Raw genomic sequence first — 23,520 nt, 5'->3', positions numbered from 1 at the left:
GAGCCGCGCTTGATGCTGTTATATGACTGTCCGACACCTCGGACCTCGATCCACCCGCGACCCCGGAGGGCCGACCGGCTCTTGCCCGCATCGCCCCGCCGGGACGAACATGATCGCCGCGCGGCGTCGGAGTCACGGCCGCGCGACCCCGGAGCGCGTACGCCGCCCCGCTCCGGGGCCCGCCCGGACGGCCGCCCAGAAAGAGTCACGATGCCCCGACCGCCCGCACCAGCAGCCCACGTCGTCGTCCTGGGAGGCGGCCTGGCCGGCACGCTCGCGGCGGCCGCACTCGCACCGCACGCCGGGGGCGTCACCGTCGTCGAGCGTGACCGCCTGCCGGACGCCCCCGAACCCCGTCGCGGACTCCCCCAGGCCCGCCACGCCCACCTGTTCTGGTCCGGCGGGGCCCGGGCGGTGGAGGCCCTGCTGCCCGGCACGCACGAACTGTGGGAACGGCACGGCGCCCGGCACATCCCCATCCCGCAGGGCATGATCTCCTACTCCCCCGCGGGCTGGTTCCGCCGCTGGCACGACGAACGGTCCCACCACTACGCGATCGCGGCCCGCAGGGACCTCACGGACTGGGTCGTGCGGACCCGGCTCACCCAGGCCTTCGGCCACGTGGAGTTCCGCACGGACCGCACGCCGGTCGCCCTCCTGGGCGACAGCCGCCGCGTCCGCGGCCTGGAGGTCCGTGACGCCGGGGGTCGGCCGGAGACACTCGAGGCCGCGCTGGTCGTCGACGCGACCGGCCGCGCGGCCGTGGGCGGCAGGCTCCTGGCCGTGCTCGGCGCACCGCCGGTACCCGTGACCCGCGTGGACGCGGGCGTCGCCTACGCCAGCCGCCTCTACCGCGCACCCGAGGGCGCCCGGGCCGGCTGGCCCGTCGTCAACATCCAGGCGGACCCCACGACCGGCGAGCCCGCCGGCCTCGCCACCGTCGTGCCGACGGAGACCGGGGACTGGCTGGTCAGCCTCTCCGGCACCCGCGGCCGCCACCCCACCGGCGACGTCGCGGCCTTCGAGGAGTTCGCGCGGGCCCTGCGCCACCCGCTGGCGGCGGACCTGGTCCGGCGTGCCACCCCCGTGGGCGCGGTGGCCCTCACCCGGTCGACGCCCAACATCCGCCGTCACTACGACCGGGCCGCGACTCCGGCCGGCTTCCTGGCCGTCGGGGACGCCGCAACCGCCTGCAACCCGGTGTACGCCCACGGCATGTCCTCGGCGGCCCGCAGCGCGCTCGCCCTGCGCCGCGTCGCCGACGAACTGGGCGTGACGGACGAGCGGTTCGCTCGCCGGGCGCAGAAGGCGGTCGCCCGGGAGGCCGCCGCGGCCTGGACGCTGGCCACCGGCCAGGACCTCTTCTTCCCCGGCGTCGAGGCGCCCGCGCCGCCGGGATTCGCCGCACGCGCGGCCGGCCGGTACGTGACGGCCCTGATGAACGCGGCCATCGGCGACCACCACGTGGTGCAGCGGTTCACGGACGTGATGACGCTGGAGAAACCGGCCACCCGGCTCGCCACGCCCCGGATGGTCCTGGCCGCGCTCCGCGGGCCCCGCCTGCCCAAGCTGGACGGGCCGGCCCTCACCCCCGACGAGCAGGCGGTCCTCGACAGCGTCCGGCGCACGGACCCGCACCCGAAGTGAGCGGCTCCGTTCGAACACCACGGCTCACCGCCGTCCCGGCCACCACCGGAACCCGTAGGCCATGATGGAACATTTGTCCTGAAAAGGCCGCACCGGAGGCGTGACAAGCGGCGCTCGGGCGACGTTATTGGAGCACCAGTGCCAGCACCACTGCCCCTGCGTCGTCCGGAGGAAGCCGTGCACCTGACTCCCGCAAGCCTGAGCAGCTCCCCCACATTCGAACGAACCCCGTCCGTGACGCCGGTCTGCGCACGGTGCGCGGCATGACCTCGGCGGAGGGAGACAGCGAGGTGAGGGGCGCGGGCGAGGCGAGCGGCGCGGGCGACGTGTCCTCCTCGGAGAAGCTGCTCTTCGGCGGTGAACTCACCTACGAGCAGGGCTGGAACCAGCACAACGGCGCCTGGCTGCGCCTCGGCCTGCGGACCATGGCCGCCGCCCTGCCCCGTCACATCGGCATCGCCGTCCGGCTGGCCCGCCAGGCCGACCCACGGTCCCTCCTCGTCGTCGGCGTCTGCGAGCTCGGCCGCGGCATCAGCCAGGCGGTGTCGCTGGTGGCGGTCAGCGCGTTGCTCGGGGAGCTCTTCGCGCCCGGGTCCAACGCGGAACGTCTGCGGGCCGCGCTGCCCGCCCTCATGCTCGTCGCGTCGCTGACGCTGCTGGGCGCCGTGCTGCGGTCCGCGTCGATGGCCGCGACGGGCATCCTGGAGCCGAAGGTGTCGCGTGTGGCGACGGAGCGCTACCTGGGCCTGGTGGCGCGCGTGGAGATGAGCGCGATCGAGGACGACGCCTTCCACAAGCTGATGGACTCGGCGCAGTGGGGTGCCGAGTCGGCCCGCCGCATGGTCCGGCTGTGCACCGCCGTGGCCACCTCCTGCATCTCGCTGGTCGCCGCGGCGGGAGTGCTGGCGGTGCTCCACCCCGCCCTGCTGCCCCTGCTGATCGTCATGGCGCTGCCCAGCGCCTGGGGTTCGCTGACGATGGCCCGTCAGCAGTACGTGAGCCGTCACCGGTTCATCCAGCACGTCCGGGCGGCCCATCTGATCAGCCAGTTGCTGATCAACCAGCAGGCCGCCGGCGAGGTGCGGGTGCACGAGGTCGGCCCCTTCCTGCTGACGCACTTCCGCGGGATGGCCGAGACGAGCGAGAAGGAGCAGACCCGGCTCGCGTGGCTCGGCGCCCGCACCGGTCTGATCGCGGACTCGGCCCGGGGCGTGGCCACGGTGGCGACGTACGGGGTCCTCGGACTGCTGCTGTGGAGCGGTTCCATGGAGTTCGCCGTCGGGGCCACCGCCGTGCTCGCCATCCGGTCGGGCTCCGCCGGCATCAACGACCTGGTGCTCACCGTGACCGACGTGCAGGAGGAGTCGCTGTTCGTCGCCGACCTCGAGGCCCTCTGCGAGGAGGCGGAGCGGCGCGCCATCCCGGCGGGCGGCAAGGACCTGCCGGACCACTGCGGGGAGATCCGCTTCGAGAACGTCACGTTCACCTACCACGGCAGTGACGAGCCCTCGCTCCGTGACGTCAGCCTGGTCGTCCCGGCGGGCCGGACGGTGGCGCTGGTGGGCCGCAACGGCTCGGGCAAGACGACGCTGACCAAGCTCCTGGCGGGGCTGTACCTCCCCGACACCGGCCGCGTCACCTGGGACGGCGTGGACACCGCGGAGGCCGACCGGGCGCAGATCTTCTCCCGGGTCGCCATGGTGGCGCAGGACTTCCACCGCTGGCCGTTCACCGCCCGGGTCAACATCGGCATCGGCCGGTCCTCCCGCCTGCACGACGAGGGGGCCGTCGACGCCGCGGCGGTGTACTCGGGGGCCGACGAGATCATCGGGTCCCTCCCCCGCGGCAGGGACACCCTGCTGGTCCGGGGGTTCCGGGGCGGGCGGGAGATCTCCGGCGGGCAGTGGCAGAAGATCGGTCTGGCCCGGGCCCGGTTCCGGGACGGGCAGGTCCTGATCGTGGACGAGCCGACCAGCGCGCTCGACCCGGCCGCGGAGCAGAAGGTCTTCGACCAGATCCACCGCCTCGCGGCCCACGGCCAGACCACCGTCCTGATCACCCACCGGCTGCACAGCGTCCGCCACGCCGATCTGATCTACGTCCTGGAGGAGGGCCGCGTCGTCGAGCACGGGACCTTCGAGCAGTTGATGCACCCGGACACCGGCCTCGGCTTCTTCCGCGAGGCCTACGACGTGCAGGCCCGCCAGTTCGAGGCCGGCTCCCCCACGATGCCGTCACCCCGCACCGGGGAGCACGGCCCCGACGAGGCCACGACGAAACCGGACGAAGAGGTGAGGCCCTGACCCGCGCCTCGAATGCCCCCGCGCCGTCGGCCCCGGCTTCCCTGCCGGTTCTCTGCCGGCCGTGCCGGTCACACGCGCGCGAAAGCATGATGGGATGCCCGCATGTCACACGGGAACATGCTGCGCGAGCGCCTCCAGGAGGCGGGTTTCGCGGCCGGGACGGTGGAGGAGATACCCGGCGGGGTGATCGCCGTCGCCGGTGTCGCCACGCTCCGGGACGGGGGCGAGGTCTTCGCGAAGACGCTGGCCGGGCCCGAGTCGGACGTCTTCGAGGTGGAGGCGGCCGGCCTGGCCGAACTCCGCGCCGCCGGGGCGCGCACGCCGGAGGTTCTGGCGGCCTCGTCCCGGGTGCTGGTGCTGGAGAGGATGCGTCCGCGCCAGGACACCGAGGAGTTCTGGGAGCGGCTCGGCCGCATGATCGCCGAGCTGCACACGTCCCACGTCGCCGACCGGTTCGGCTGGCACCGGGACGGGTGGCTGGGCCGCATGCGCCAGGACAACGCCTGGGACGACGACGGCCACCGCTTCTTCGCCGAGCACCGCGTGCTGCGCTGGCTGCCGGAGCCGCACGTGGAGGCCGCCTTCGACCGGGAGGACCGGCGGGCGATCAAGGCGTTCTGCGCGGCCCTGCCCGAGCTGGTGCCGGAACAGCCGCCGTGCCTGACCCACGGGGACCTGTGGAAGGGAAACGTGGTGACCGCCCCGGACGGCGCCCCGGTGCTGATCGACCCCGCCGTCTCCTACACCTGGCCCGAGGTCGACCTCAGCATGCTCTGGTGCTCGCTGCGGCCGCCGGAGGCGGACCGGTTCTTCGCGGCGTACCGCGAGACCGGCGCGCTTCGGGAGGGCTGGGAGGATCGGATGCGTCTGCTGCACCTGCGCGAGCTCCTCAGCCACATCGCCCACGGCGACGACACCTGGGGCGCCGCGGACGAGGTCCGCAAGGTCGTCCGACCGTTCCGTCGCACCGACCCGGGCGGCGGACCTCGACGCGGGCAGGGGGCCGAACTTCCCTCGTGAGCCTCTACTTCGACCCGGTGCCACTGCTCGCCGACGACCGTTCGGGCTTCTACGGGAAGTGGGAGGAGCGGAAGTGGCTGAACGTTCCCGGCCCCTTCTACGGCGCGGAAACCGACAACTGCGGTACCGGCCGGTTGATGGCCCCGCGGAACGTCCTGTACGAGAGCGAGTACTTCACGGAGTACGTGTACCGGCAGCCCCGGGACGCGGAGGAGCTCCGGCAGCTCGTCGAGGCCGCGGGTGAGGATCCGTTCGGTGGCTACGGCTGCGACGGTGACGACCACTGGACGCCCGCCGCGGTCCGGGACTGGTGGCGTGACCGGGACCGCCTTCTCGAGCATCTGCGACTGGGGCGTGCGGCCTGGGAGGAGGACGACCGGATTTCCGGCCAGGGTGTCGCCGAGGCGGCGCTCGACTACGCCGCCTACATCGACGGCGAGTTGGCCCGGCGTCTGCGGGTCTACATGTTCTGGCTGGAGGAGCGCCGCTCGCCGTGCCCCGGGGATCCGCTGCCGCGGCTGTGAGGGCATGAAGTGCCGTGCGGCGCCGCACGTGGCCGGCTCCGGACGTGGCGGAACCCGGGAGCGGTATCCGGCTCCCGGGTCCCTGGGGATGCCACCCGTTGGGCACGCCGATGGCGTTTCAAGAGGAGGGATCAGGCTTATCCCTCGTGTTCTTCCGTTGAACTACCGCGCCGTGGAGAGGCGCAGACGAGAGTCGAACTCGCACCCCAAGGGCGTTGGTCCCTCCTCGGTCGATCCGGCGATCGGTGGCGATGCTGAAGCTTGAGCGAGAGTCTGAGTTTCAGGCGGCGTGCCTCTGCCGTTTGGGCTACCCCGGCACGTGGTGCCGGGGGAAGGATTCGAACCTTCACTGTCGCCGCTTCTTCAGGCTGATTCCGTTCAGTTTCAGCTTGCGCTCGGGGAGCGGACCGGTCCTCATGCCGGCCCGTCCCTGTCACGCACCCCCGCGCTCGCACGCGGGGGCGATCATGGGGTTGCCCGCGGGTCTCAGGCGAACAGGTAGCCGAAGACCGCTTCGCCGACCCGTCGGTCGGTGACCTCGCTCGCGTTGGCCTCCTCGCGGGCGAACTTGACCGCCTGCTGGAGCTTCTCCACCCGCTCCAGCAGCTCGTTCACCCGTCGCGCCGGCAGCGCTCCGGAGAACTTCACGGTGGTCCAGTAGCCGATCGGCACGTCCTCGTAGTACACCTCGACCTGCGCCGGGTGCTTCTCGGTGGCCTCCGCCTTGACGTGGTTGCGCGGCACCTTCTTGGTACGGATCGTGCGCACCGCGTCGGTCTTCCACCAGTCCGTGGACGGGTCGAGGGACCAGGACTCCGCGGCGTCGAGCACGGGAAGCTTCTTGACGAAGGTGTGCAGGTCGGTGAGCTGCTTCTCGAGGAACAGCAGGTGACCGACCGGGACGTCGGCGACGACGGTCCGGCCGTCCACCGTGACGTCGGCGCGCGCGGTGCAGTTGGCCCAGTCCTTTGTCGCCGTCACGTCGAAGAGGCGGGTGAGGGACGCGGCCGTCTCCCGCAGCACGTCCTCCGCCTTGACCTGGACCCGCGTGGACTCGGGCGGCAGCTGCTCGCCCTCCTCGTCCTTCGGCTGGTACGTCCGCGAGATGCCGGCCAGCAGCGCGGGCTTCTGCACCTTGTGGTGCGCAGCGGTGACGTCCTGGAACGACTTGTTCTTGACGCCCTTTTCGACAGCGATGATCTGGTTGAGCTTCGCCATTGCGTCCCCCCTTTCGAACAAGGAGCACCGTAGTCCGCGCGTCCCGCGCGTCTCACCCCATTTATCGACGCTGTCTCCGCCGGGGCCGGGCGGTAGGGTCCGGGGCTGTGCGTTGATCCTTCGGGCGGCAGCCGTCGTGCTGCCGCGGACGGTGCGGGGCGCCCCGAGCGGGGCACCCCCGGCAGGCATGCCCGTCACCACCCCGACCGGAGGTTCCGCCATGACCCCTCAGCAAACGCTCACCTACGCCGAGTTCGTGGAACGAGCCGTCGCCGACCCGGCCGTCGTCGGTCTGGTCCTCAAGGGTTCCCAGGCCCACGACGGCATGGTCACCCCGCACTCCGACCACGACCTGTACGTGATCGTCACGGACGACGCCGTGACCGCGCCGACGTGGCTCGCGGGTCACCGCGGCGCCGGACTGGACCTCGTCGTCATGACGCTCACCGAGTTCCGTGAAGCGGCGATGCCCTCCTGGGAGCGCTACGCCCTCGCCCGCGCCAGGGTCGTGTTCGACCGGCTCGACGGTGGTATCGCCCGGATCCTCGCCGGCCGCGCCCGCCTCGATGCCGACGAGGCATGGCGAGCCTCCCGGGAGTGGCTCGACTCCTACGTCAACTCCTGCTACCGCTCGCTCAAGAACCACCGGAACGGCCGGTCCCTGGCGGCCCGCCTGGACGCGGCCGACAGCATGCGGTCCCTGCTGGAGCTGCTCTTCGCCCTCGACGGCCGACCCCGTCCCTACAACGCGTACCTGGAGTGGGAGCTCGCCCGGTACCCGCTGCCGGGCTGGGACGCCGGCGTGCTGCTGCCTGCCGTGGACCGCGTCTCGGCGACGGGCGACGCACCGCTGCAGCGGCAACTGTTCACCCTCGTGGAGGCGGCGGCCCGGCGGGCCGGACACGGCGAGGTGCTGGACGCGTGGGGTGACGCCCTGGCCCTCCTTCGTGGGGGCCGGGCGGGCAGCACCGCCACGTGAGCGGCTCCGCCCGGCCCGCACGACCGGGGACCTGCCTCCGCACCGCGGCCCTCGGCGGTGTGCGGGGGCCGCGCCGCCCGTCGACGACGACGCTCCGGCCGAGCGCGAGCAGACCGTCGGCCACCGCCTCGGCGACGAGGTACGCCGCCGGTCCCGTGGGCAGATCGGCAGGACGGCACTGTCGCACACCCGGCCGGCGGCGCTGCGGTCGTACGGTGGTGCCGCTCACGTCCGACGGCCTCGGTGTCGTGCCATCGGCGGTAGTTCGGTCCGTCGCGCGGTCGGCGTTCCTTCTAGGATCGGCGAGTTCGACCGACCGGCAGACGAGTTCGTGGGGGGACCACCGGTGGTGCTGCAAGTGCGCGGCGTCGTGTTGCCCGAGCAGGAGGAGCGGTCCTTCTGGATCGACGGCGACCGGCTGCGGGCCGGGACCGCCCCGGATGCCGACCTCGTCGTCGACGGCGGCTGGCGGTCTGCCCGGCCTGGTCGACGGAGCCCTCGCTGATGTCGTCGTCTACGACACCGACCCCGCACGCGACGCCGCCGCCCTGAGCCACCCCAGCCGCATCGTCCTCCGCGGCAGGGTCGTGGCCTGAAACGCACGTCGTGAGCAGGCTCAGCGCGCGGGCCGCTCCCAGGAAGTGAACCAGTGGGGGAACGGTCCGGCGGAGGGCGGGAAGGCGAAGGGCGAGGTGCGGTCGGTGAGCAGTCGCAGCACGAATTCGCCGGTTCCGCAGTCGAAGCGCTGCCACTCACCGCCCATGTACTGCACCAGAACCGGCCAGTCGTCGGGATCAGCCGGTCCGGTCAGCCAGTGGAAGGTCACTTCTTGCTCGGACGCCCCCCAGATGAGCACTCCGCCAGGCGCGGGGTGGACCGGGTAGGGCCTGTACAGGTCGGCGTACCGTGCCATGCTCTGGCCCCAGGAGACCAGGTCCATGCCCTGCCCACCCGGCACCAACAGGTCCAGGTACTCGTCGAAGCTGCCCTTACCGAAGGTGTCGACGATGGCCTTGTAGTCGCCGGGCAGCGCGGTGCCCAGTGCTGCCTCTGTCGCGGCCCAGTCGACGCCGCACCGGTCGGGCTCCGTCCACCCCGTGGCCTCCCTCAGCGACGCCACCCACCCGCCACCGGGCGGGCGGGGGGACGCGCGCCGGGCGAGGACCACGACCCGGCGCGGGCCATCCGCGGTGGCCGTCACGCCGTATCCGCACCAGTGGTCGGCCAGCGCCCACCCGCGTAGCTCCAGCAGCCCGCCCTCTCCGCCGATGGGGAGCCCGCCCTCCCCGCCCACCGGCGGGCCGTCGGGCACCCCTGCCGCCGTACCCCCGACGATCCACGCGCGTACGGGCAGACCCGCCCCGCCCATCACCTCCGCGGCGACGCGTTCCAGCTCGAACAGATCCTCCGCGGCACTGGACACACAGACATGTCCTGCCCCGTGAGTGGGGAGCGGGCAGTGCAGTTCGGGCGCGCGCCGGACGTCGTTCAGACGGGCGCGCAGAGCGAAGGCGTCCATGCGGGCAAGTGAACGGCACAGCACCGACATCGAGCCGCTCGACCTGCATCAGCAGTGAGCCGTTGGGCTGACACGAGAAAGCTCCGCTGCACTCGGCGCATGCCCAGACCTTCCGCGTCGAGCCCGAGGAAGTCGAGTCCGACGGATCGATGTGGCTGACCGGTCCTTGGCCGCTAGGGTCCCTGGGCATGCCCATCACCGCTGTCATCTTCGATTTCTTCGGGACTCTCACCCCCAGCACACCGACGCACGTCTGGGACGACCACGCGGCGCGGAGCGCGGCTCCCCTCGGCATTCCCGCCCGCACGTGGCGCGCGGCCCTGGACACGTCGTTTCTCGAACGGGCGACCGGAAGTCTGGGCGACCTGGCGGCGACCTTCCGCACGCTCGCGCTCCGCAGCGGAGCCGACCCGAGTGACGAGGCCCTCGCAGCCGCTTGCGCCGCGCGGACGGCAGCACAGCGGGAGCTGTTCGTGCTGCGCGACGACGCGGCCGCGACGTTGACCGCACTGCGCGCTCGCGGGCTGCGCGTGGGCGTGTTGAGCGACTGCACCGCGGAACTGGCCGAGACGTGGCCACAGTTGCCGGTGGCCGATCTGGTCGACGCACGCGTGCTCTCCTGCGAGGAGGGCCGCCGCAAGCCCGATCCGCGACTCTTCCACCTGATCGCCGGACACCTGGAGGCCGCTCCGCAGGACTGCCTCTACATCGGCGACGGCGGAGGAGACGAACTCACCGGCGCGTCCGACTGCGGCATGCGGGCGTTCATGCTGCGGGCCGCGGACTGGGCCGACAACGACGCGCACGCGCGCGAGGACGACTGGCCCGGCCCGGCTCTGTCCACGCTGACCGAGGTGCTGACGCTCGTGGAGACGTCACCGGCAGTCGCTGACCCGGTCTGACGGCCTCCTCGGCGCGGAACGGCTCGGCGGGGGCACCTCGCCATTCCTCGGCATTTCTCGGCAACAGTGCGTGCTTCGCCTACCCGGCCGCGGGAGACGCCTTCCGGGAGCTGGGCAGGACCAGCCGGAAGGTGGCCCCGGTGCCCGGGCCCGGGTCGAGTTCCAGTCGGCCTCCGTGGCCCTCGGCGATGGCCGCCGCGATGGCCAGGCCGAGACCGGAACCGCCGTGGGCGCGGGAGCGGGACGGGTCGGCCCGGTAGAAGCGCTCGAAGACGTGCTCGGCCTCCCCCGCCGTCAGACCCGGGCCGTCGTCCGCGACCTCGACGACGGCGATCCGGGTGCCGGGAAGGAACGGCCGGGTGGTGCTGACGCGTCCGGGCGCGTCGGTCCCACCGACGCCGGGGCCGGCCAGACCCTCGCCGACCCTGACGTGGACGCGGGTGCCGGCCGGGGTGTGGACGTGCGCGTTCGCCAGCAGGTTCTCGACGATCTGCCGCAGCCGGTGCGGGTCACCCAGGGCTTCCACGACGTCCAGTTCCCGGGAGCCGTCACCGCCCTCTCCCCCATCGAGGGGTTCCAGGTCCACCGGGTGGCTCCCCCGGTGCATGACGGCGGTGCTCACGGCGTCCGCCGCCAGGGAGAGCAGGTCCACGTTCTCGCGCTGGTAGGCGGGCCGCCGGTCCAGCGTGGCGAGCAGTTGGAGGTCGTCGACGAGCAGACCCATGCGTTCCGCGTTCTGCGCGACGAGCCGGTCGGCCTCCCGCCGCTCCTGCGCGGAGCGGGCGCCGGGGCGCAGGGCGAGCTGGGCGAAGCCCTGGATGGCGGTCAGCGGGGTACGCAGTTCGTGTCCGGCGTCGGCGACGAACTGCCGCATGCGGTCCTCCGACGCCTGACGTTCCTTCAGCGCCGCCTGGAGCCGGTCGAGCATCGTGTTGAGCACGAGGCCCAGCCGTCCGATCTCGGTGCGCGGATCGGTGTCGGGCAGCCGCCGGTCGAGCCGGCCCGCGGTGATGCTTCCGGCGGCGCGCTCCATCCGGGTGAGCGGCAGGAGCCCCAGCCGGACCACTCCGCGGGCCAGCGCCAACAGGGCGGCGACGGTGACGGCGAGCAGCAGGGCATCGATCCAGAGGACCTTGGAGGTGGCTCCGTCGACGGTGTCGAGCGGCAGGGCGACGACGGCGTTCACGCCCTGCGGTCCGGGCCTGAGCAGCACGCGCCAGTTGCCGTCGCCGGACGCGGCGTCCACCGTCTGCGGGTGCCCCTCCGTCAGCTGGAGGTCCTCCAGGGTGTCGGGCAGACGGGGCCCTGGCCGGTCGTTCGAGCCGAGCGAGTACTCCAGACGGTTGCCGGCGGCGTCGTAGAAGTAGACCCGGAAGTCCGACGGCAGGGAGCCGGGGCCCTCGACGGGCGGCAGTCCGCCGGGCCTGCGGGCGTCGCGGAAGGAAGGCGGCCGCGGCTCGAACTCGGCGAGCTGCTGGTCGACACGGTCCATGAGCCACGACCGCAGGACCAAGAAGCCGACCAGCTCGGCGGCCAGTACGGCCACCGTGGCCAGCACGGTGACGCCGAGGACGAGGCGGCCGCGCAGCGAACGGGGGGCCGGCGTGCGGGGCAGTTTCACCGGTCCGTGTTCCCCTCGTGCGGACGGGGCAGGCGCAGGCAATAGCCGACGCCCCGGACGGTATGGATGAGCGGCGGCTCGAACCTGTCGACCTTCTTGCGCAGGTACCGGACGTAGGTCTCCACGACCCGGGTGTCGCCCGAGAAGTCGTAGCCCCACACGTGGTCGAGGATCCGTGCCTTGCTCAGCACCCGGCCGGCGTTGTCCATCAGGTACGAGAGCAGCTTGAACTCCGTCGGCGACAGCTGCAGGTACTCGCCGGCCCGCCGCACCTCGTGCGCCGTCTCGTCCAGTTCGAGGTCGGCGTAGCGCAGGACGGTGTCGGGCAGCAGGGCCTCGGTGCCGAGGGTGCGCCGCAGGATCGCCTGGATGCGCAGCAGCACCTCCTCGATGTTGAAGGGCTTGGTCACGTAGTCGTCGGCGCCGGCGCTGAGGCCCTTGATGCGGTCGTCGACGCCGGTGCGGGCGGTCAGGAACAGCACCGGCACCTGGTTTCCGGTCTCGCGCAGCCGGCGGGTCACCTCGTAGCCGTCCAGGTCGGGGAGCATCACGTCCAGCAGCATCAGATCCGGCTGTAGGCGCTCGGCCTCGGTCAGGGCCGCCCGGCCGGAGTCGACGCTGCTCACCCGGTAGCCGGTGAGCCGCAGGGTCGACTCGAGCAGGGTGCGGATGCTGGGCTCGTCCTCGACGACGAGGAGCCGGTGCCGCGGCTCCGCCTCGGAGTGCTCGATCATGGTGCTGTGCGATCCGTTCTTCAGTGAGGTCCACGGCGTGCCGGGGCGTGGGCCCGTACCGGACGTTACCCGCGGCCGGTCGCGGACGGCGCTCGCGGCGGGCATGTCTCCACGGCCTCCGGCCTGCGCGTGAGGACGGAGCCCTGTCCCCGGGCTCCGTCCTCACGCGGTGGGTCAGCCGCCGACCTCCTCGTCCTTCGCCAGCGCCTCGGTGCGTTCGGTAACGGTCGTCCGCAGCGTCTTGACGGCGGACTCCAGGCCGGTGCCGTCGGCTCCCGCCTCGCGTGCCTGGTCGGCGACGCGGTCGAGCGTGGCCGTCGCGGCGCCGGAGCCGTAGAACTTCTCGTACAGCTCCTGGTACGCCTTCTTGTACACGGCGTCGAACGCGTCGGACTCCAGGAAGCGGTCCTTCAGCGCGTGGCCCGAAAAGGCGCCGCCGCCCATGCCGCCCCTGCCCTGACCGCCGCCCTGACCTTCCTGGCCTGCGTCACCGCCCTGGCCCGGCCCTCCCGTCGCTCCACCCGGGAAACCTTCCGGCATCCCCTCCGGGAAACCTTCGGGGAAGCCCTCGGGCATCCCCTCCGGCGGGCCTCCGGCCGTCCCCTCCGTCGCGGCGCCGTCGGTGGCACCGCCCGGGGGACCACCCCCGAACATGCCGCCGCCCATGCTCATCTCGTCGTCGGGGCCCGCCGTGGCGTCGCCGGAGAAGGTGAGGTTGTAGTCCCACCCCAGCACCGTGAACTTCTTGGTGTCCAGGTCGTACCACAGCAGGTAGTTCTTGCCCGGCCCGGACATGTCGTCGAAGTTCAGCAGCAGGTTCTGCGCCGCCACGTAGGTGGCGAGGGACTCGACGTCCACATACTTGCTGAGGTCCTTCTCGAACTCCTCGTCCGAGGCCTGGTCCAGCCACTTGATGAGCTTCATGACCGGCTCGAGGTCCTGGCTGCCGACCTTGTTGAGCTGCTTGAAGGAGCTCTCGTAGTCGGTCGGGTCGTCGCCCTGGTAGTCGAAGCTGCCGCCCGCCCGCGCCTTGTACATCACCCCGTTGCCGTCACCGACGGATTCGGCGTACTCGGTGTCGGGATTCTCGACCATCAGCCGGGTGGTCACGGGCCGTTCGTTCACCTTGAGCTCGGTGAACGAGTAACGCTCGTTCTTCAGGCCGCTGGAGTCCATCAGGTTCAGCGCGAGGGCCTCGTTGACCGGCACCTCGTCCCCGCTGCCGGGGCGCAGCGAGATCTCCCGCTCCCCCTGGTAGGCGCGGCCCTCGACGTACTCGTCGATCTTGATCAGCCAGGGCAGTTCCTCCGGCTTCTCCTCGGACAGGTCGTACTGCGTCATGCCGCCGCCCCTGCCCCCTCCAGGACCCGCGCCTGCGCCTGCGGCACCCTCCGTGCCGTCCTTCGCAGACCCGTTCCCGCCTGCCGCGTTCCCGCCCTGGGCGTTCCCGCCTGCCGCGTTCCCGCGGTTCCGCGGCGGCTGGGGGGCATCCTGTCCGGCCGCGGCTCCGTCGGGCGCGGTCCGGTCGCCGCCGGGCATGCCCATGCCGCCGCCGCGGAGCGACATCAGGGTGGAGTTGCCCTTCAGGCGGATGCCGACGTCCTCGAGGTGGGCCCCGTCGATCGTGAGGTCGGCCTTGACGTACTCCTTGTTCCCGTCCTCTGTGAACTCTTTCATCATCTTGTCGAACTCGGTCTGGTCGTACTCCAGTTGCACGGAGTGGGCGACCGAGGTGTCGTACAGGCCGACTGTGCCCCGGACGTTCTCGGTGATGGGGTCGCCCTCCGCCGCGGAGGCGGAGGTGACGTACGGCGAGACGCGGGCGTCGCCGAAACCGTAGACCATGACCGCCAGCCCCGCGCACAGTGCGCCCACGGGCTTCCAGTGGTGCCGCAGCCGGACCGGGAGGCGGTCGCGCAGGCGGCGTCCGCGCGCCGTGCCGTCGCCGGCCATCACAGATCGGTCGTGTCGTAACCGGTCAGCACGGTCACCCGCTGTCCGGAGGTGCGTTCCTGCAGCGCGCTCACCAGTTCGCCGGGCTCGGCGCCCTTCTTCATGCGCACCGTGTAGAACACCTCGGTGAGCGCGCCGCCCCTGATCGTCTCGGTGCTGACCAGCTCGAACTCGGTGGTGTACTTGATGAGCACGTCGCTGATGGCGGGCGCGTAGTCCTCGCCGGCCGGGACCTGCACCTTGACCACCTGACGCTGGACGTTCAGCGCGAACCAGTTGAACTTGAACATGACCAGGACGACCGCGCAGATCACCACGGCGCCGACCGCGGCCAGCGTGTAGAACCGGGCGCCGCAGGCCATGCCGATCGCCATCGCGAGGAAGATGAAGCCGACGTCCCGGGTCTCCTTGACCGCGTTGCGGAAGCGGACCACGGACAGGGCGCCGACGAGGGAGAACGCCCGGGCCAGGTTGGACCCGACGACCAGCATGATCAGGGCGACGATCATGCCCACGATGATCAGCGTCTGGACGTAGGACTGGCTGTAGGAGACGTTGCGGTGCGTGTACCGGTACACGTAGCCGATCAACGTGCTCAGGACGAACGACAGCGCCATGGCCGCGACGACGTCGGCGACGCTGAACGTGCCGCTGAGTTCCTGCAGATCGAAGTTCACTGTGCTCCTGCCTTTACCGGCGCCTCGGACGCCGGCCGCTGCCCGGGCAGCGGCTCGATGGTGGGGGTGGTCGGGGTCGTGGGGGTGGGGGGAGCTGGGTAGTCCGCCTCGTGGACGTGGAAGACGGACCGGGGAGCGAGGCCGAACGCCTCGATGGACTGCACGTACTTGGACACCCGGACGAGATTGAGGTTCCGGCGCGCGGCCAGGTCGGTGATCCAGTGCGGGGTGCGCTCGTTCACCTTGATCTCCATCACCGACAGGTGCGGCGGGATTGTGAACCGGTTCTCCGGGTGCGGGAGGGCGAAGTCGAAGTCACGGTCGCGGCCCCGGACCCGCCGGTCGAAGGTCACCCGCAGTCCGGTGTCCGCGTCACGCCCCACCAGCGCCTCACGCTGGTAGCCGGTGATCGCGGTGGGCCGCAGGTCCAGCCGCACGACCAGTTCGAGGACCTCCTGGACGAACGCGCTCTCCTGGGCGGAGTGCTCGACCAGTTCCCGTCCGTCGCACAGCCGCCGGGCCGTGCCGTAGGGCAACGTGATCCGGCGCTTCTGCGTGACCCGGTTGACCCGCTGCTTGATCTCCACGCACACCGGGGACTCGTCGGTCACGCCGTCGAGGTCCCCGTAGTGCCGGATACGCAGCTTGCGCCGGAACTTCAGGCCTTCGATCTTCTCCCAGTAGAAGCGCAGCTGTGGGGTGTCGTAGTAGAGACTCCACACGCCGTAGCCTCCGACCGGGCTGTGGGCGTCCCGGTCCATCCGCTCGGCCAGCTCGTCCCTGATCCCGGCCGCCTCCTCGACCGGCACGAGGTACTTCAGCTCGAACCGGTTGAACGCGTGCAGCCTGCTGGCCACGTGCAGTGGTTCTGCCACCGCGTGCCTCCTTCGTCGTGCGATGCCGTCGACCGGCACCGCATACGGAAGCAGCGTTGTGTGAGAGAACGCCGAGAATTGCGAGGCAGTCCGGAGAGAACGCCAGGTGGCCGGGGGCCGAACACGAGGCGTACCCGACCGGGGCGCGGCCGGAGCCCGGCGAGGAGCCGAGCCCTGCGGGCGGCCGGAACCCGGCGGGCGGCCGGAACCCAGTGGAAGACCCAAGCCCGGCGAGTGACCGGAACCCGGCAGAAATCCCGAGCCCGGCGGACGACCGAAGCGCGGCGGACAGCGAGCCCGGCGGACGACCGAAGCCCGGCGCCCGCCCCGGACCCGTCGGCGGCGTCACCGCACGTCCGCCGGTCGGGGCGGGCACGACGGGCGTCCTGCCGATCACGGCGTGAAAGGACCTACGCACCGGCCCTGGGGCTGATCAATACTCGAGGCCGTTGCCGGGTCACGACCTGATCCGTCCACCCGCCGACCGCCCGCCCCTTCCCGAGAGGCTTGCTCATGCGACTGCCGGAGCGCCCGGTCATCTCCGGGTTCCACCCCGACCCCAGCGTCTGCCGGGTGGGGAGCATCTACTATCTGGTCTGCTCCAGCTTCGAGTACGCGCCGGGCGTGCCACTGTTCCGCTCCGAGGACCTGCGGACGTGGCAGAAGATCGGCCATGTCCTGGACCGGCCGTCGCAGCTCGCCCTGGACCGGGCCGGACCCTCCGGCGGCATCTTCGCCCCGACGCTGCGGTACCACGACGGGCGGCTGTGGATGATCACCACCAACTTCAGCGACCGCGACGGCATGCTGCTGGTCACCGCCGACGATCCGTCCGGTCCGTGGTCGGACCCGGTGTGGATCGACACCCCGTCCGGCGTCGACCCGGACCTGGCCTGGGACGAGGACGGCACCTGCCTGGTCACCTGGTCCGGGGTCGACGACGTCGGACGCACCGTGATCCGCCAGGTCCCGGTCGATCCGGTCGCCGGGAAGGTGCTGGGCGAGCCGCGGCAGCTGTGGAGCGGCACGGGCGGGAAGTACCCCGAGGCGCCGCACCTGTACCAGATCGGCGACCACTGGTACCTGGTCGTCGCCGAGGGCGGCACCGACCGCGGGCACGCCGTCACGGTCGCCCGCGGCCCGTCGCCGGCCGGCCCCTTCGAGCCCTGCCCGCACAACCCGGTGCTGACCGCCCGCGGCCTCGACACCCCCGTGCAGAACACCGGGCACGCGGATCTGGTGCGGCGCTCCGACGGCAGCTGGGCCATGGTGTTCCTCGGGGTGCGGGCCCGCGGCGGCACCCCGCACTGGCACGTGCTGGGCCGCGAGACCTTCGCCTGCGAGATCGTCTGGGACGACGACGGCTGGCCCCGGGCCGGCGAACCGGTCGAGCCGCCCTACGGGGGACGCCCGGAGGAGCACGAGGAGCTGACCGCGGGGGATCTCCCGCTGTCCTGGGTGGCGGCCGGCGGGTTCCCGGCGGACGTGCTCGGCCCCGACGAGGGCGGCGTCCGGAGGCTGACGGCCCGCGGCGGGAGCGGCCGGACGTTCGTGGGCCGCCGCCAGGAGCACTTCACCATGACGGCCCGCGCCTCGCTGGACCTGGCCGCCTCGCACGGCGTCGGCGGTCTGGAGCTGCGCGTCGACCACCGGCACGCCGTCACCGTCGAGGCCGGCGACGGCACGGTACGCGCGGTGGCCACGATCGGCGAGGCGCGCGCGGTCCTCGGCGCGCTGTCGGTGAGTGAACTGGCGGTGGGTGAACCGCCGTCGGGCGAGCCTGCGGCAGGCGAACCGCCGTCGGTCCCGCGGGTGACGCTGGAGCTGCGCACGGTGGAGCCGTCCGGCCCATCCCCGGCCCACATCCCCGGCCCGGACGAGATCGTGGCCGGCGTCGTGGGGCCCGAGGGGTTCCGCGAGCTGGGCAGGCTGGACGGGCGCTACCTGTCGACGGAGGTGGCGGGCGGGTTCACCGGCCGCATGGTCGGCCTCACCTGCGCGCGGGGCGAACTCGCGGTGACCTCGTTCACCTACCGGGGGACGGACGGACCCGAGGGGGCGCCGGCCGGCTGACCGGACGGATCCTGCCCGAGGAGCAGGGCCAGGCCGTCGAGCAGGCGCTGGAGCCCGAACTCGAACAGGTCGTCCAGGTTCAGGTCGTAACCTGCCTGGGCGACCCGGGCGAGCAGGGGCAGCCGGCCGCACTCCAGCACGGCCAGGAGCGCGGATTCCTGACCGTCCATCCACTCCTCGCTGTCGAGACCGCTGTGCGCCTCGGCCTCCCGCTCGCTCTCCAGGTGGACGGCGATGCCCCGGGCGTGGTTGAGCAGGGTGAGGTGCGCGGTGAAGGCGGACTGCAGGTCGAGTCCTTCGTCGTTCAAGGCGCCCAGCACCCATTCGCTGTACTGCATCCCGGACGTGACCATCTGCGGGCGGGTCACCGACATGGCCGGCGCCAGCCAGGGGTGACGGCGGAAGAGGCCCCACAGCTGCCGCGACGCCAGCTCCACAGCCGTACGCCAGTGGGCCGGCCGTTCGGCGGGGAGCGGCTGCTCGGCGATGGCGGTGTCCAGCATCCGGGTCAGCAGGTCGTCCTTGTCGGCCACGTGCCGGTACAGCGACATGGTCGCCACCTTCAGCTCGGCGGCGACGCGGCGCATCGAGACCGCCGCCAGCCCTTCCTCGTCGGCCACCGTGACGGCCGCGGCGACGATCCGCCCGAGGGCGAGCCCGCCCACGGAGCCCGACGGCCCGGCGGAAGCCGCGGACCCGGCCGGCCCGGAGGCCACGGCGGAGCCGGGCGACTCCACCGACCGCGTCCCGGGGCGCTGCGCGGCGGCCGGCCGGGGCGCGCGGGCCGGGTGCGACGAGCCGCCCCTGGCCTCCACGACCGTCCCGACGCCCGGAACCGAACGCACCAGTCCCGCACGGCGCAGCTCGGTCAGCACCTTGGTCGCGGTGGCCATGGCGACGCCCCACTGCCGGGTGATCTCCCGGGTGGAGGGCACGCGCTCCCCGGGGGCCAGCTCCCCGCTCTCGATCCGCTGCCGCAACTCGTCGACGATCCGTCCGGACCGCGGTCCCGCGTCTTCACCCATCGACCCTCCCCGCACTAGTGCACCCGTCGTGCGTGCCATCCTAGCCGCGACAGGGCACGTCGTCGACCAACTCCGCCGCGCACCGCAGAGCGCACTAGTACACCCACCACAGACTCCGCCACAGTGCAGAGAATTCCCGCTTGCCGCGCCATCTGCGTACGCCGTACATTCACTGCCATGACGAACAACGGGATACTCATCTCAGGCGCCGGCATCGCAGGACCCGCCCTGGCGTACTGGCTACGCAAGCAGGGCTTCGCGGTCACGGTGGTGGAGCGCGCGCCGCTGCTCCGGCCGGGCGGACATACCGTGGACCTGCGCGGCGCCGGCCGCACCGTGATCGAGCGGATGGGCCTGATGGACCGGGCCAGGGCGCAGACGGTTCGGCAGCACGGGATGGCGAACGTCGACGGCTCCGGCCGTGTCACCGTGCGGATCCCTGCCGACAGCTTCGGCGGGGAGGGGATCGTCTCCGAGATCGAGATCCTCCGCGGCGATCTCGCCCGCCTGCTGTACGACGCGACCCTGCCCGGCACCGAGTACCTCTTCGACGACACCGTCACGGGGATCACCCAGGACGCGGACGGCGTGGACGTCACCTTCGAGAAGGCCGCGCCACGCCGCTTCGACCTGGTCGTCGGCGCGGACGGCCCGCACTCCGTGACGCGCGGGCTGGTCTTCGGTCCCGAGCGGCAGTGCGTGCGCCCGCTCGGGCTCTACAACGCCTGGTTCACCGTCACCGACGAGGAACTGGGCCTCGACGGCTGGTACCTGATGCACAACGCGCCGGGCGGGCTGGTGGCCTCCGCGCGGCCCGGCCGCCTTCCCCGCGAGGTCAAGGCCGGTCTCAGTTTCCGTTCCGCGCCGATCACCTACGACCGCCGCGACGTCGACGCACAGCGGGAGATCGTGGCGCGGCGCTTCGCCGGCGTCGGCTGGCAGGCCCCCCGCCTGCTGCGGGCGATGCGGACCGCCCCGGACTTCTTCCTCGACTCCATGGACCAGGTGGTCCTGGACCGGTGGTCGCGGGGCCGGGTGGTGCTGCTGGGCGACGCCGGGTACTGCGCCTCCCCGCTCACCGGCCTGGGGACCAGCCTGGCCCTGGTCGGCGCCTACGTCCTGGCCGGGGAGATCGCCGCGGCCCGGGGCGACCACCGTACGGCGTTCGAGCGGTACGACGAGGTGATGCGGCCCTACGTCGCCCAGGCCCAGCAGCTCCCGCCGGGCGGGACCGCGGGCTTCGCCCCGTCGAGCCGGACGGGCATCCGGCTGCGGGACCTGTCGATGCGCCAGATGACACGGTGGCCGATGCGAAGCCTGCTCGCCGCCCAGTTCGCGAAGGCGGGGGACATCGCGCTGCCGGAGTACGGAGCGAGGAACCGGGACTGAGAGCGCTCTCAGGACACCTCCCCCGGGACGGTGGGGAACGCCCGAGCGACGTCGGACTCTGCGTCAGGTGTTGACACCCACCCCAGGGAGCCCTACGTTTCCCGCGTCCTGAGAGCGCTCTCTACGGTCGCTCGCAGGGCCTCTCGGAGCAGCTCCTCCCCCCGTTCCTCACGTCCCTCCGATCCCCCCGTGACGACAAGAGGTGTCCCCCATGCCTGCCCCCTCCCTCCGGCCCCCACGGGCCTTAAGGCCGGCGTCCGTGCTGGTCGTGGCCGCGTCGCTGGCCGCCGTCGGACTCGGTCCGGCCGCCGCCCCCGCGGCGGCCGCCACCGTCCCCGTGGGCGCCGGAAGTTACTCCGACGCCCGGCCGGCCGGAACCTCCGGCCCCACCACCAACACCGGCACCGCCGTCAAGCCCAAGGTGACCGCCGCGGCCCAGGGCAAGCCGGTCCCCACCAACGACTGGTGGTCCTCGCTGGCCTTCCAGCGCTACGGCGACAACCCGTACTCCACCCCCATGTACGGTCACCCGCTGACCTACCAGGCGGTCTCCGGCGGACTGGAGGTCGGTTATCCGACCAGCGCGGCGATCGTCGGCGAGGGCCGGCAGTACGAGTTCGCCCACAAGCGTGACCTGACCCTCGGCCTGACCGGACTCAACTCGCCCGACACCAAGGCGGATTCCTGGTCCGACTGGACAGTCACCCCCTACTGGTCCGACGGCTCGCGCACCCTGCGCACCACCATCGGCCACGGCATGCCCTTCGTGTACGCCCAGGGGTCGGGCGGCAACGCGCGGATCAACACCGCCTCGACGCCCACCGTCTTCTCCGACCAGGGCAACGTCCTCGGCATCACCGTCGGGGGCCACCACTACGCCCTCTTCGCGCCGACCGGCGCCGACTGGAACGTCTCCGGCACGGAGATCACCGCGGGTCTCGCCGGCAAGGACTACTTCTCCCTCGCCGTGCTGCCCTCGACCGACGCGCTGGCGACGTACCGCAAGTACGCCTTCAGCTTCGTCACCGGCTCGAAGGTCGACTGGAGCTACAGCTCCGGCACGGTCAAGGCCACCTACTCGCTGACCACCGAGGCCAAGGAAGGTTCCGAGCGCGGCGCGCTGCAGGCCCTCTATCGGCACCAGTGGCTGCACACGACGGACGCGCTGACCTCGTACACCTACGTCTCGCCACGCGGCACGATGAAGGTCCGTGAAGGCAACTCCTTCACGACGAGCATGCGTTCCGCCCCGGTGCTGCCCCAGCTCCCCCGCAGCAGCGCGATCGACAACGCCCGCCTGCGCGGCTACCTGAACGAGGTCGCGAACGCCTCCGACCCGTTCTCCGGGGCCACCGACACGTACTGGACCGGCAAGGCGCTCGGCAAGCTCGCGCAACTGGTCCCGGTCGCCGACCAGATCGGTGAGACCGCGACCCGCGACCGCCTGCTCTCCCTGATCAAGGGCCGGCTCCAGGAGTGGTTCACCGCCGGCGGCGCCACCGAGTTCTCCTACGACCGCGACTGGAAGACGCTGATCGGCTACCCCGCGTCCTACGGCAGCGACACCGAGCTCAACGACCACCACTTCCACTACGGTTACTACGTCCACGCCGCGGCGATCGTCGCCCAGTACGACCCGAGCTGGGCCGCGGACTCCGCCTGGGGCGGCATGGTCAAGGCGCTGGTCCGCGACACGGCCAACCCGAGCCGCACCGACAGCTCGTTCCCGTTCCTGCGCGGCTTCGACGTGTACGCCGGGCACAGCTGGGCCTCCGGCCACCAGGGCTTCGCGGCCGGCAACAACCAGGAGTCCTCCTCGGAGTCCACCGGCCTCAGCGCCGCCCTGGTGCTGTACGGCTCGGCGACCGGGGACACCTCGCTGCGCGACCTGGGCACGTACCTGCTCACCACGGAGAGCGAGGCGATCGCCCAGTACTGGTTCGACAAGGACCAGCAGGTCTTCCCCGGCTCCTACACGCACGACACGGTCGGCATGGTCTGGGGCAGCGGCGCCGCCTACTCGACCTGGTGGACGGCCAACCCCGAGGAGATCCACGGGATCAACGCCCTCCCGATCACCGCGGGCGGCTCGCTGCACCTGGGCGCCCACAAGGAGGCCATCCGGCGCAACATCGCCGAGATGGAGCGCGAGAACGGCGGTCCCGCGGTCGAATGGCGGGACATCCTCTGGGAGTTCCAGGCACTGGCCGACCCGGCGACGGCGAAGTCCAAGTGGGACGCGGGGAACGCCGGGTACACCCCGGAGGCAGGCGAGTCGAAGGCCCACACCTACCACTGGATCCTGGGCCTGGACTCGATGGGAGCGCCCGACACCTCGGTGACCGGCGACATCCCCGCCTCGGCGGTCTTCTCCAAGAGCGGGACCCGTACCTACGTGGCGCACAACCACGGCTCCTCGGCGCGGACGGTCACCTTCTCCGACGGCCGGACGCTGAGCGTGCCGGCGCGTTCCACCGCGACGGGAACCGGGCCCGGGGGCAGCACCGACCCGGGCACTCCTCCCACTTCGGGGAACACCTTCCAGCTGCGGACCGGCGGCGCCCTGACCACGGCCACCGGCAGCTCGGCGGCCAGTGACACGGTCCCGTCGGCGGGCGGCGCCAACCACGACGGCACGCCGTACAAGCCTCTGGTCTACGAGATCAAGGGCGTCAACGGCACGTACACCTCGGGCGGTTCGACCTCCTTCCGGCTGGCCGTCGACGCCGGCACCTCGGTGGGGCTCGGCCAGCAGGCCCGCGTCAGCTACGACCTGACCGGCGACGGCACCTTCGACCGGACGGAGACGTACGCCTACTTCGCCACCGACCCCGTGACGGGCTGGGAGCGCTACGACCAGGCCCGCGGCCTGAAGTCCGCCACCGGCACGCTGGGCGACCTGCGCGGCGGAACGGTCCGGCTGGAGGTCTGGAGCGCCATCGGCAACGCGGACGCCCGGCTCCAGACGGGCACGGACACCTCCGTGGTGGTGATCCCCTTCAGCTGACGATCGCGACGATCGCGGCGCCCAGGGCGGCGGTCACCGGCTCCTGCCGGTGAC

General features: G+C 72.1%; 18 protein-coding genes. 10 read left to right on the top strand and 8 right to left on the bottom strand.

Annotation, left to right across the window (positions count from 1 at the left end; all coding sequences use genetic code 11):
* Window positions 1–210 precede the first annotated feature (210 nt).
* From ACFRAV_RS15860 to ACFRAV_RS15845, 4 genes are all read left to right on the top strand, one after another.
* Window positions 211–1,647: an NAD(P)/FAD-dependent oxidoreductase gene (locus tag ACFRAV_RS15860; RefSeq protein WP_382555697.1), complete on the top strand. Its 1,437-nt coding sequence runs from the start codon at window positions 211–213 to the stop codon at window positions 1,645–1,647.
* 263 nt (window positions 1,648–1,910) lie between these two features.
* The gene (locus ACFRAV_RS15855; RefSeq protein WP_382555695.1) at window positions 1,911–3,950 is read left to right on the top strand and encodes an ABC transporter ATP-binding protein; all 2,040 of its coding nucleotides are present in this window, start codon (window positions 1,911–1,913) and stop codon (window positions 3,948–3,950) included.
* Window positions 3,951–4,052: 102 nt separating this feature from the next.
* Window positions 4,053–4,970: a fructosamine kinase family protein gene (locus tag ACFRAV_RS15850; RefSeq protein WP_382555692.1), complete on the top strand. Its 918-nt coding sequence runs from the start codon at window positions 4,053–4,055 to the stop codon at window positions 4,968–4,970.
* Window positions 4,967–5,494, top strand: coding sequence for a ferredoxin (locus ACFRAV_RS15845; protein ID WP_382555689.1), 528 nt, complete (start codon window positions 4,967–4,969; stop codon window positions 5,492–5,494). The genes ACFRAV_RS15850 and ACFRAV_RS15845 overlap by 4 nt, the downstream gene beginning before the upstream one ends.
* A gap of 486 nt (window positions 5,495–5,980) precedes the next feature.
* Here the strand turns inward: ACFRAV_RS15845 and ACFRAV_RS15840 are convergent, their stop codons facing one another.
* A complete protein-coding gene (locus ACFRAV_RS15840) occupies window positions 5,981–6,712 on the bottom strand; it encodes a hypothetical protein (RefSeq protein ID WP_382555687.1) in 732 nt (243 codons plus the stop codon).
* Between the two features lie 220 nt (window positions 6,713–6,932).
* On the opposite strand from ACFRAV_RS15840, the gene ACFRAV_RS15835 reads away from it, so the two are divergent.
* Window positions 6,933–7,691 (top strand): hypothetical protein, encoded by a 759-nt coding sequence (locus ACFRAV_RS15835; RefSeq protein WP_382555684.1) that lies wholly within the window; start codon window positions 6,933–6,935, stop codon window positions 7,689–7,691.
* Between the two features lie 440 nt (window positions 7,692–8,131).
* Window positions 8,132–8,287, top strand: a complete 156-nt coding sequence (locus ACFRAV_RS15830; protein WP_382555683.1) for a hypothetical protein — start codon at window positions 8,132–8,134, stop codon at window positions 8,285–8,287.
* Between the two features lie 20 nt (window positions 8,288–8,307).
* On the opposite strand, the gene ACFRAV_RS15825 is transcribed toward ACFRAV_RS15830, so the two are convergent.
* Window positions 8,308–9,114 carry a hypothetical protein gene (locus tag ACFRAV_RS15825; protein WP_382555680.1) on the bottom strand — a complete coding sequence of 269 codons (807 nt, stop codon included), beginning with the start codon at window positions 9,112–9,114 and terminating at the stop codon, window positions 8,308–8,310.
* Between the two features lie 284 nt (window positions 9,115–9,398).
* Here ACFRAV_RS15825 and ACFRAV_RS15820 point away from each other — a divergent pair, with 284 nt between their 5' ends.
* Complete coding sequence (locus ACFRAV_RS15820; RefSeq protein ID WP_382555678.1) at window positions 9,399–10,112, top strand: HAD family hydrolase; 714 nt, start codon at window positions 9,399–9,401, stop codon at window positions 10,110–10,112.
* Between the two features lie 79 nt (window positions 10,113–10,191).
* Here ACFRAV_RS15820 and ACFRAV_RS15815 read toward each other — a convergent pair whose 3' ends face one another.
* The 5 genes from ACFRAV_RS15815 to ACFRAV_RS15795 all read right to left on the bottom strand — a co-directional run bounded on the left by ACFRAV_RS15815 (window position 10,192) and on the right by ACFRAV_RS15795 (window position 15,954).
* Window positions 10,192–11,733: a sensor histidine kinase gene (locus ACFRAV_RS15815; RefSeq protein WP_382555676.1), complete on the bottom strand. Its 1,542-nt coding sequence runs from the start codon at window positions 11,731–11,733 to the stop codon at window positions 10,192–10,194.
* Complete coding sequence (locus ACFRAV_RS15810) at window positions 11,730–12,467, bottom strand: response regulator transcription factor (RefSeq protein WP_382555675.1); 738 nt, start codon at window positions 12,465–12,467, stop codon at window positions 11,730–11,732. The genes ACFRAV_RS15815 and ACFRAV_RS15810 overlap by 4 nt, the downstream gene beginning before the upstream one ends.
* Window positions 12,468–12,641: 174 nt before the next feature.
* Complete coding sequence (locus ACFRAV_RS15805; RefSeq protein ID WP_382555673.1) at window positions 12,642–14,420, bottom strand: CotH kinase family protein; 1,779 nt, start codon at window positions 14,418–14,420, stop codon at window positions 12,642–12,644.
* Complete coding sequence (locus tag ACFRAV_RS15800) at window positions 14,420–15,097, bottom strand: DUF4956 domain-containing protein (protein ID WP_382555672.1); 678 nt, start codon at window positions 15,095–15,097, stop codon at window positions 14,420–14,422. Before ACFRAV_RS15800 ends, ACFRAV_RS15805 begins: the two co-directional genes overlap by 1 nt.
* A complete protein-coding gene (locus ACFRAV_RS15795; RefSeq protein WP_382555752.1) occupies window positions 15,094–15,954 on the bottom strand; it encodes a polyphosphate polymerase domain-containing protein in 861 nt (286 codons plus the stop codon). Before ACFRAV_RS15795 ends, ACFRAV_RS15800 begins: the two co-directional genes overlap by 4 nt.
* A gap of 531 nt (window positions 15,955–16,485) precedes the next feature.
* Between ACFRAV_RS15795 and ACFRAV_RS15790 the strand changes: the two genes are divergently transcribed.
* Complete coding sequence (locus tag ACFRAV_RS15790) at window positions 16,486–18,045, top strand: family 43 glycosylhydrolase (RefSeq protein ID WP_382555669.1); 1,560 nt, start codon at window positions 16,486–16,488, stop codon at window positions 18,043–18,045.
* Here ACFRAV_RS15790 and ACFRAV_RS15785 read toward each other — a convergent pair.
* A complete protein-coding gene (locus ACFRAV_RS15785) occupies window positions 18,003–19,070 on the bottom strand; it encodes a TetR/AcrR family transcriptional regulator C-terminal domain-containing protein (protein WP_382555666.1) in 1,068 nt (355 codons plus the stop codon). The two genes, ACFRAV_RS15790 and ACFRAV_RS15785, sit on opposite strands and share 43 nt — an antisense overlap.
* 177 nt (window positions 19,071–19,247) lie before the next feature.
* Between ACFRAV_RS15785 and ACFRAV_RS15780 the strand changes: the two genes are divergently transcribed.
* Together ACFRAV_RS15780 and ACFRAV_RS15775 are read left to right on the top strand one after the other, a co-directional pair.
* Window positions 19,248–20,459, top strand: coding sequence for an FAD-dependent monooxygenase (locus ACFRAV_RS15780; protein ID WP_382555664.1), 1,212 nt, complete (start codon window positions 19,248–19,250; stop codon window positions 20,457–20,459).
* A 211-nt stretch (window positions 20,460–20,670) separates the two neighbouring features.
* Window positions 20,671–23,466, top strand: coding sequence for a glycosyl hydrolase (locus ACFRAV_RS15775; RefSeq protein ID WP_382555661.1), 2,796 nt, complete (start codon window positions 20,671–20,673; stop codon window positions 23,464–23,466).
* Window positions 23,467–23,520 lie beyond the last annotated feature (54 nt).

Origin of the sequence: Streptomyces sp. NPDC056600, from assembly GCF_042792855.1 — a bacterium.
Lineage (GTDB): Bacteria > Actinomycetota > Actinomycetes > Streptomycetales > Streptomycetaceae > Streptomyces.
Note: the sequence above shows the minus strand (reverse complement) of the source record. Positions and strands in the feature narration are given on the sequence as shown.

Coding starts and splice junctions, on each gene's coding strand:
- ACFRAV_RS15820 (WP_382555678.1), top strand. CDS start 9,399: ATGCCCATCACCGCTGTCATCTTCGATTTCTTCGGGACTCTCACCCCC.
- ACFRAV_RS15850 (WP_382555692.1), top strand. CDS start 4,053: ATGTCACACGGGAACATGCTGCGCGAGCGCCTCCAGGAGGCGGGTTTC.
- ACFRAV_RS15785 (WP_382555666.1), bottom strand. CDS start 19,070: ATGGGTGAAGACGCGGGACCGCGGTCCGGACGGATCGTCGACGAGTTG.
- ACFRAV_RS15790 (WP_382555669.1), top strand. CDS start 16,486: ATGCGACTGCCGGAGCGCCCGGTCATCTCCGGGTTCCACCCCGACCCC.
- ACFRAV_RS15840 (WP_382555687.1), bottom strand. CDS start 6,712: ATGGCGAAGCTCAACCAGATCATCGCTGTCGAAAAGGGCGTCAAGAAC.
- ACFRAV_RS15780 (WP_382555664.1), top strand. CDS start 19,248: ATGACGAACAACGGGATACTCATCTCAGGCGCCGGCATCGCAGGACCC.
- ACFRAV_RS15855 (WP_382555695.1), top strand. CDS start 1,911: ATGACCTCGGCGGAGGGAGACAGCGAGGTGAGGGGCGCGGGCGAGGCG.
- ACFRAV_RS15860 (WP_382555697.1), top strand. CDS start 211: ATGCCCCGACCGCCCGCACCAGCAGCCCACGTCGTCGTCCTGGGAGGC.
- ACFRAV_RS15805 (WP_382555673.1), bottom strand. CDS start 14,420: ATGGCCGGCGACGGCACGGCGCGCGGACGCCGCCTGCGCGACCGCCTC.
- ACFRAV_RS15810 (WP_382555675.1), bottom strand. CDS start 12,467: ATGATCGAGCACTCCGAGGCGGAGCCGCGGCACCGGCTCCTCGTCGTC.
- ACFRAV_RS15835 (WP_382555684.1), top strand. CDS start 6,933: ATGACCCCTCAGCAAACGCTCACCTACGCCGAGTTCGTGGAACGAGCC.
- ACFRAV_RS15775 (WP_382555661.1), top strand. CDS start 20,671: ATGCCTGCCCCCTCCCTCCGGCCCCCACGGGCCTTAAGGCCGGCGTCC.
- ACFRAV_RS15830 (WP_382555683.1), top strand. CDS start 8,132: ATGCCGACCTCGTCGTCGACGGCGGCTGGCGGTCTGCCCGGCCTGGTC.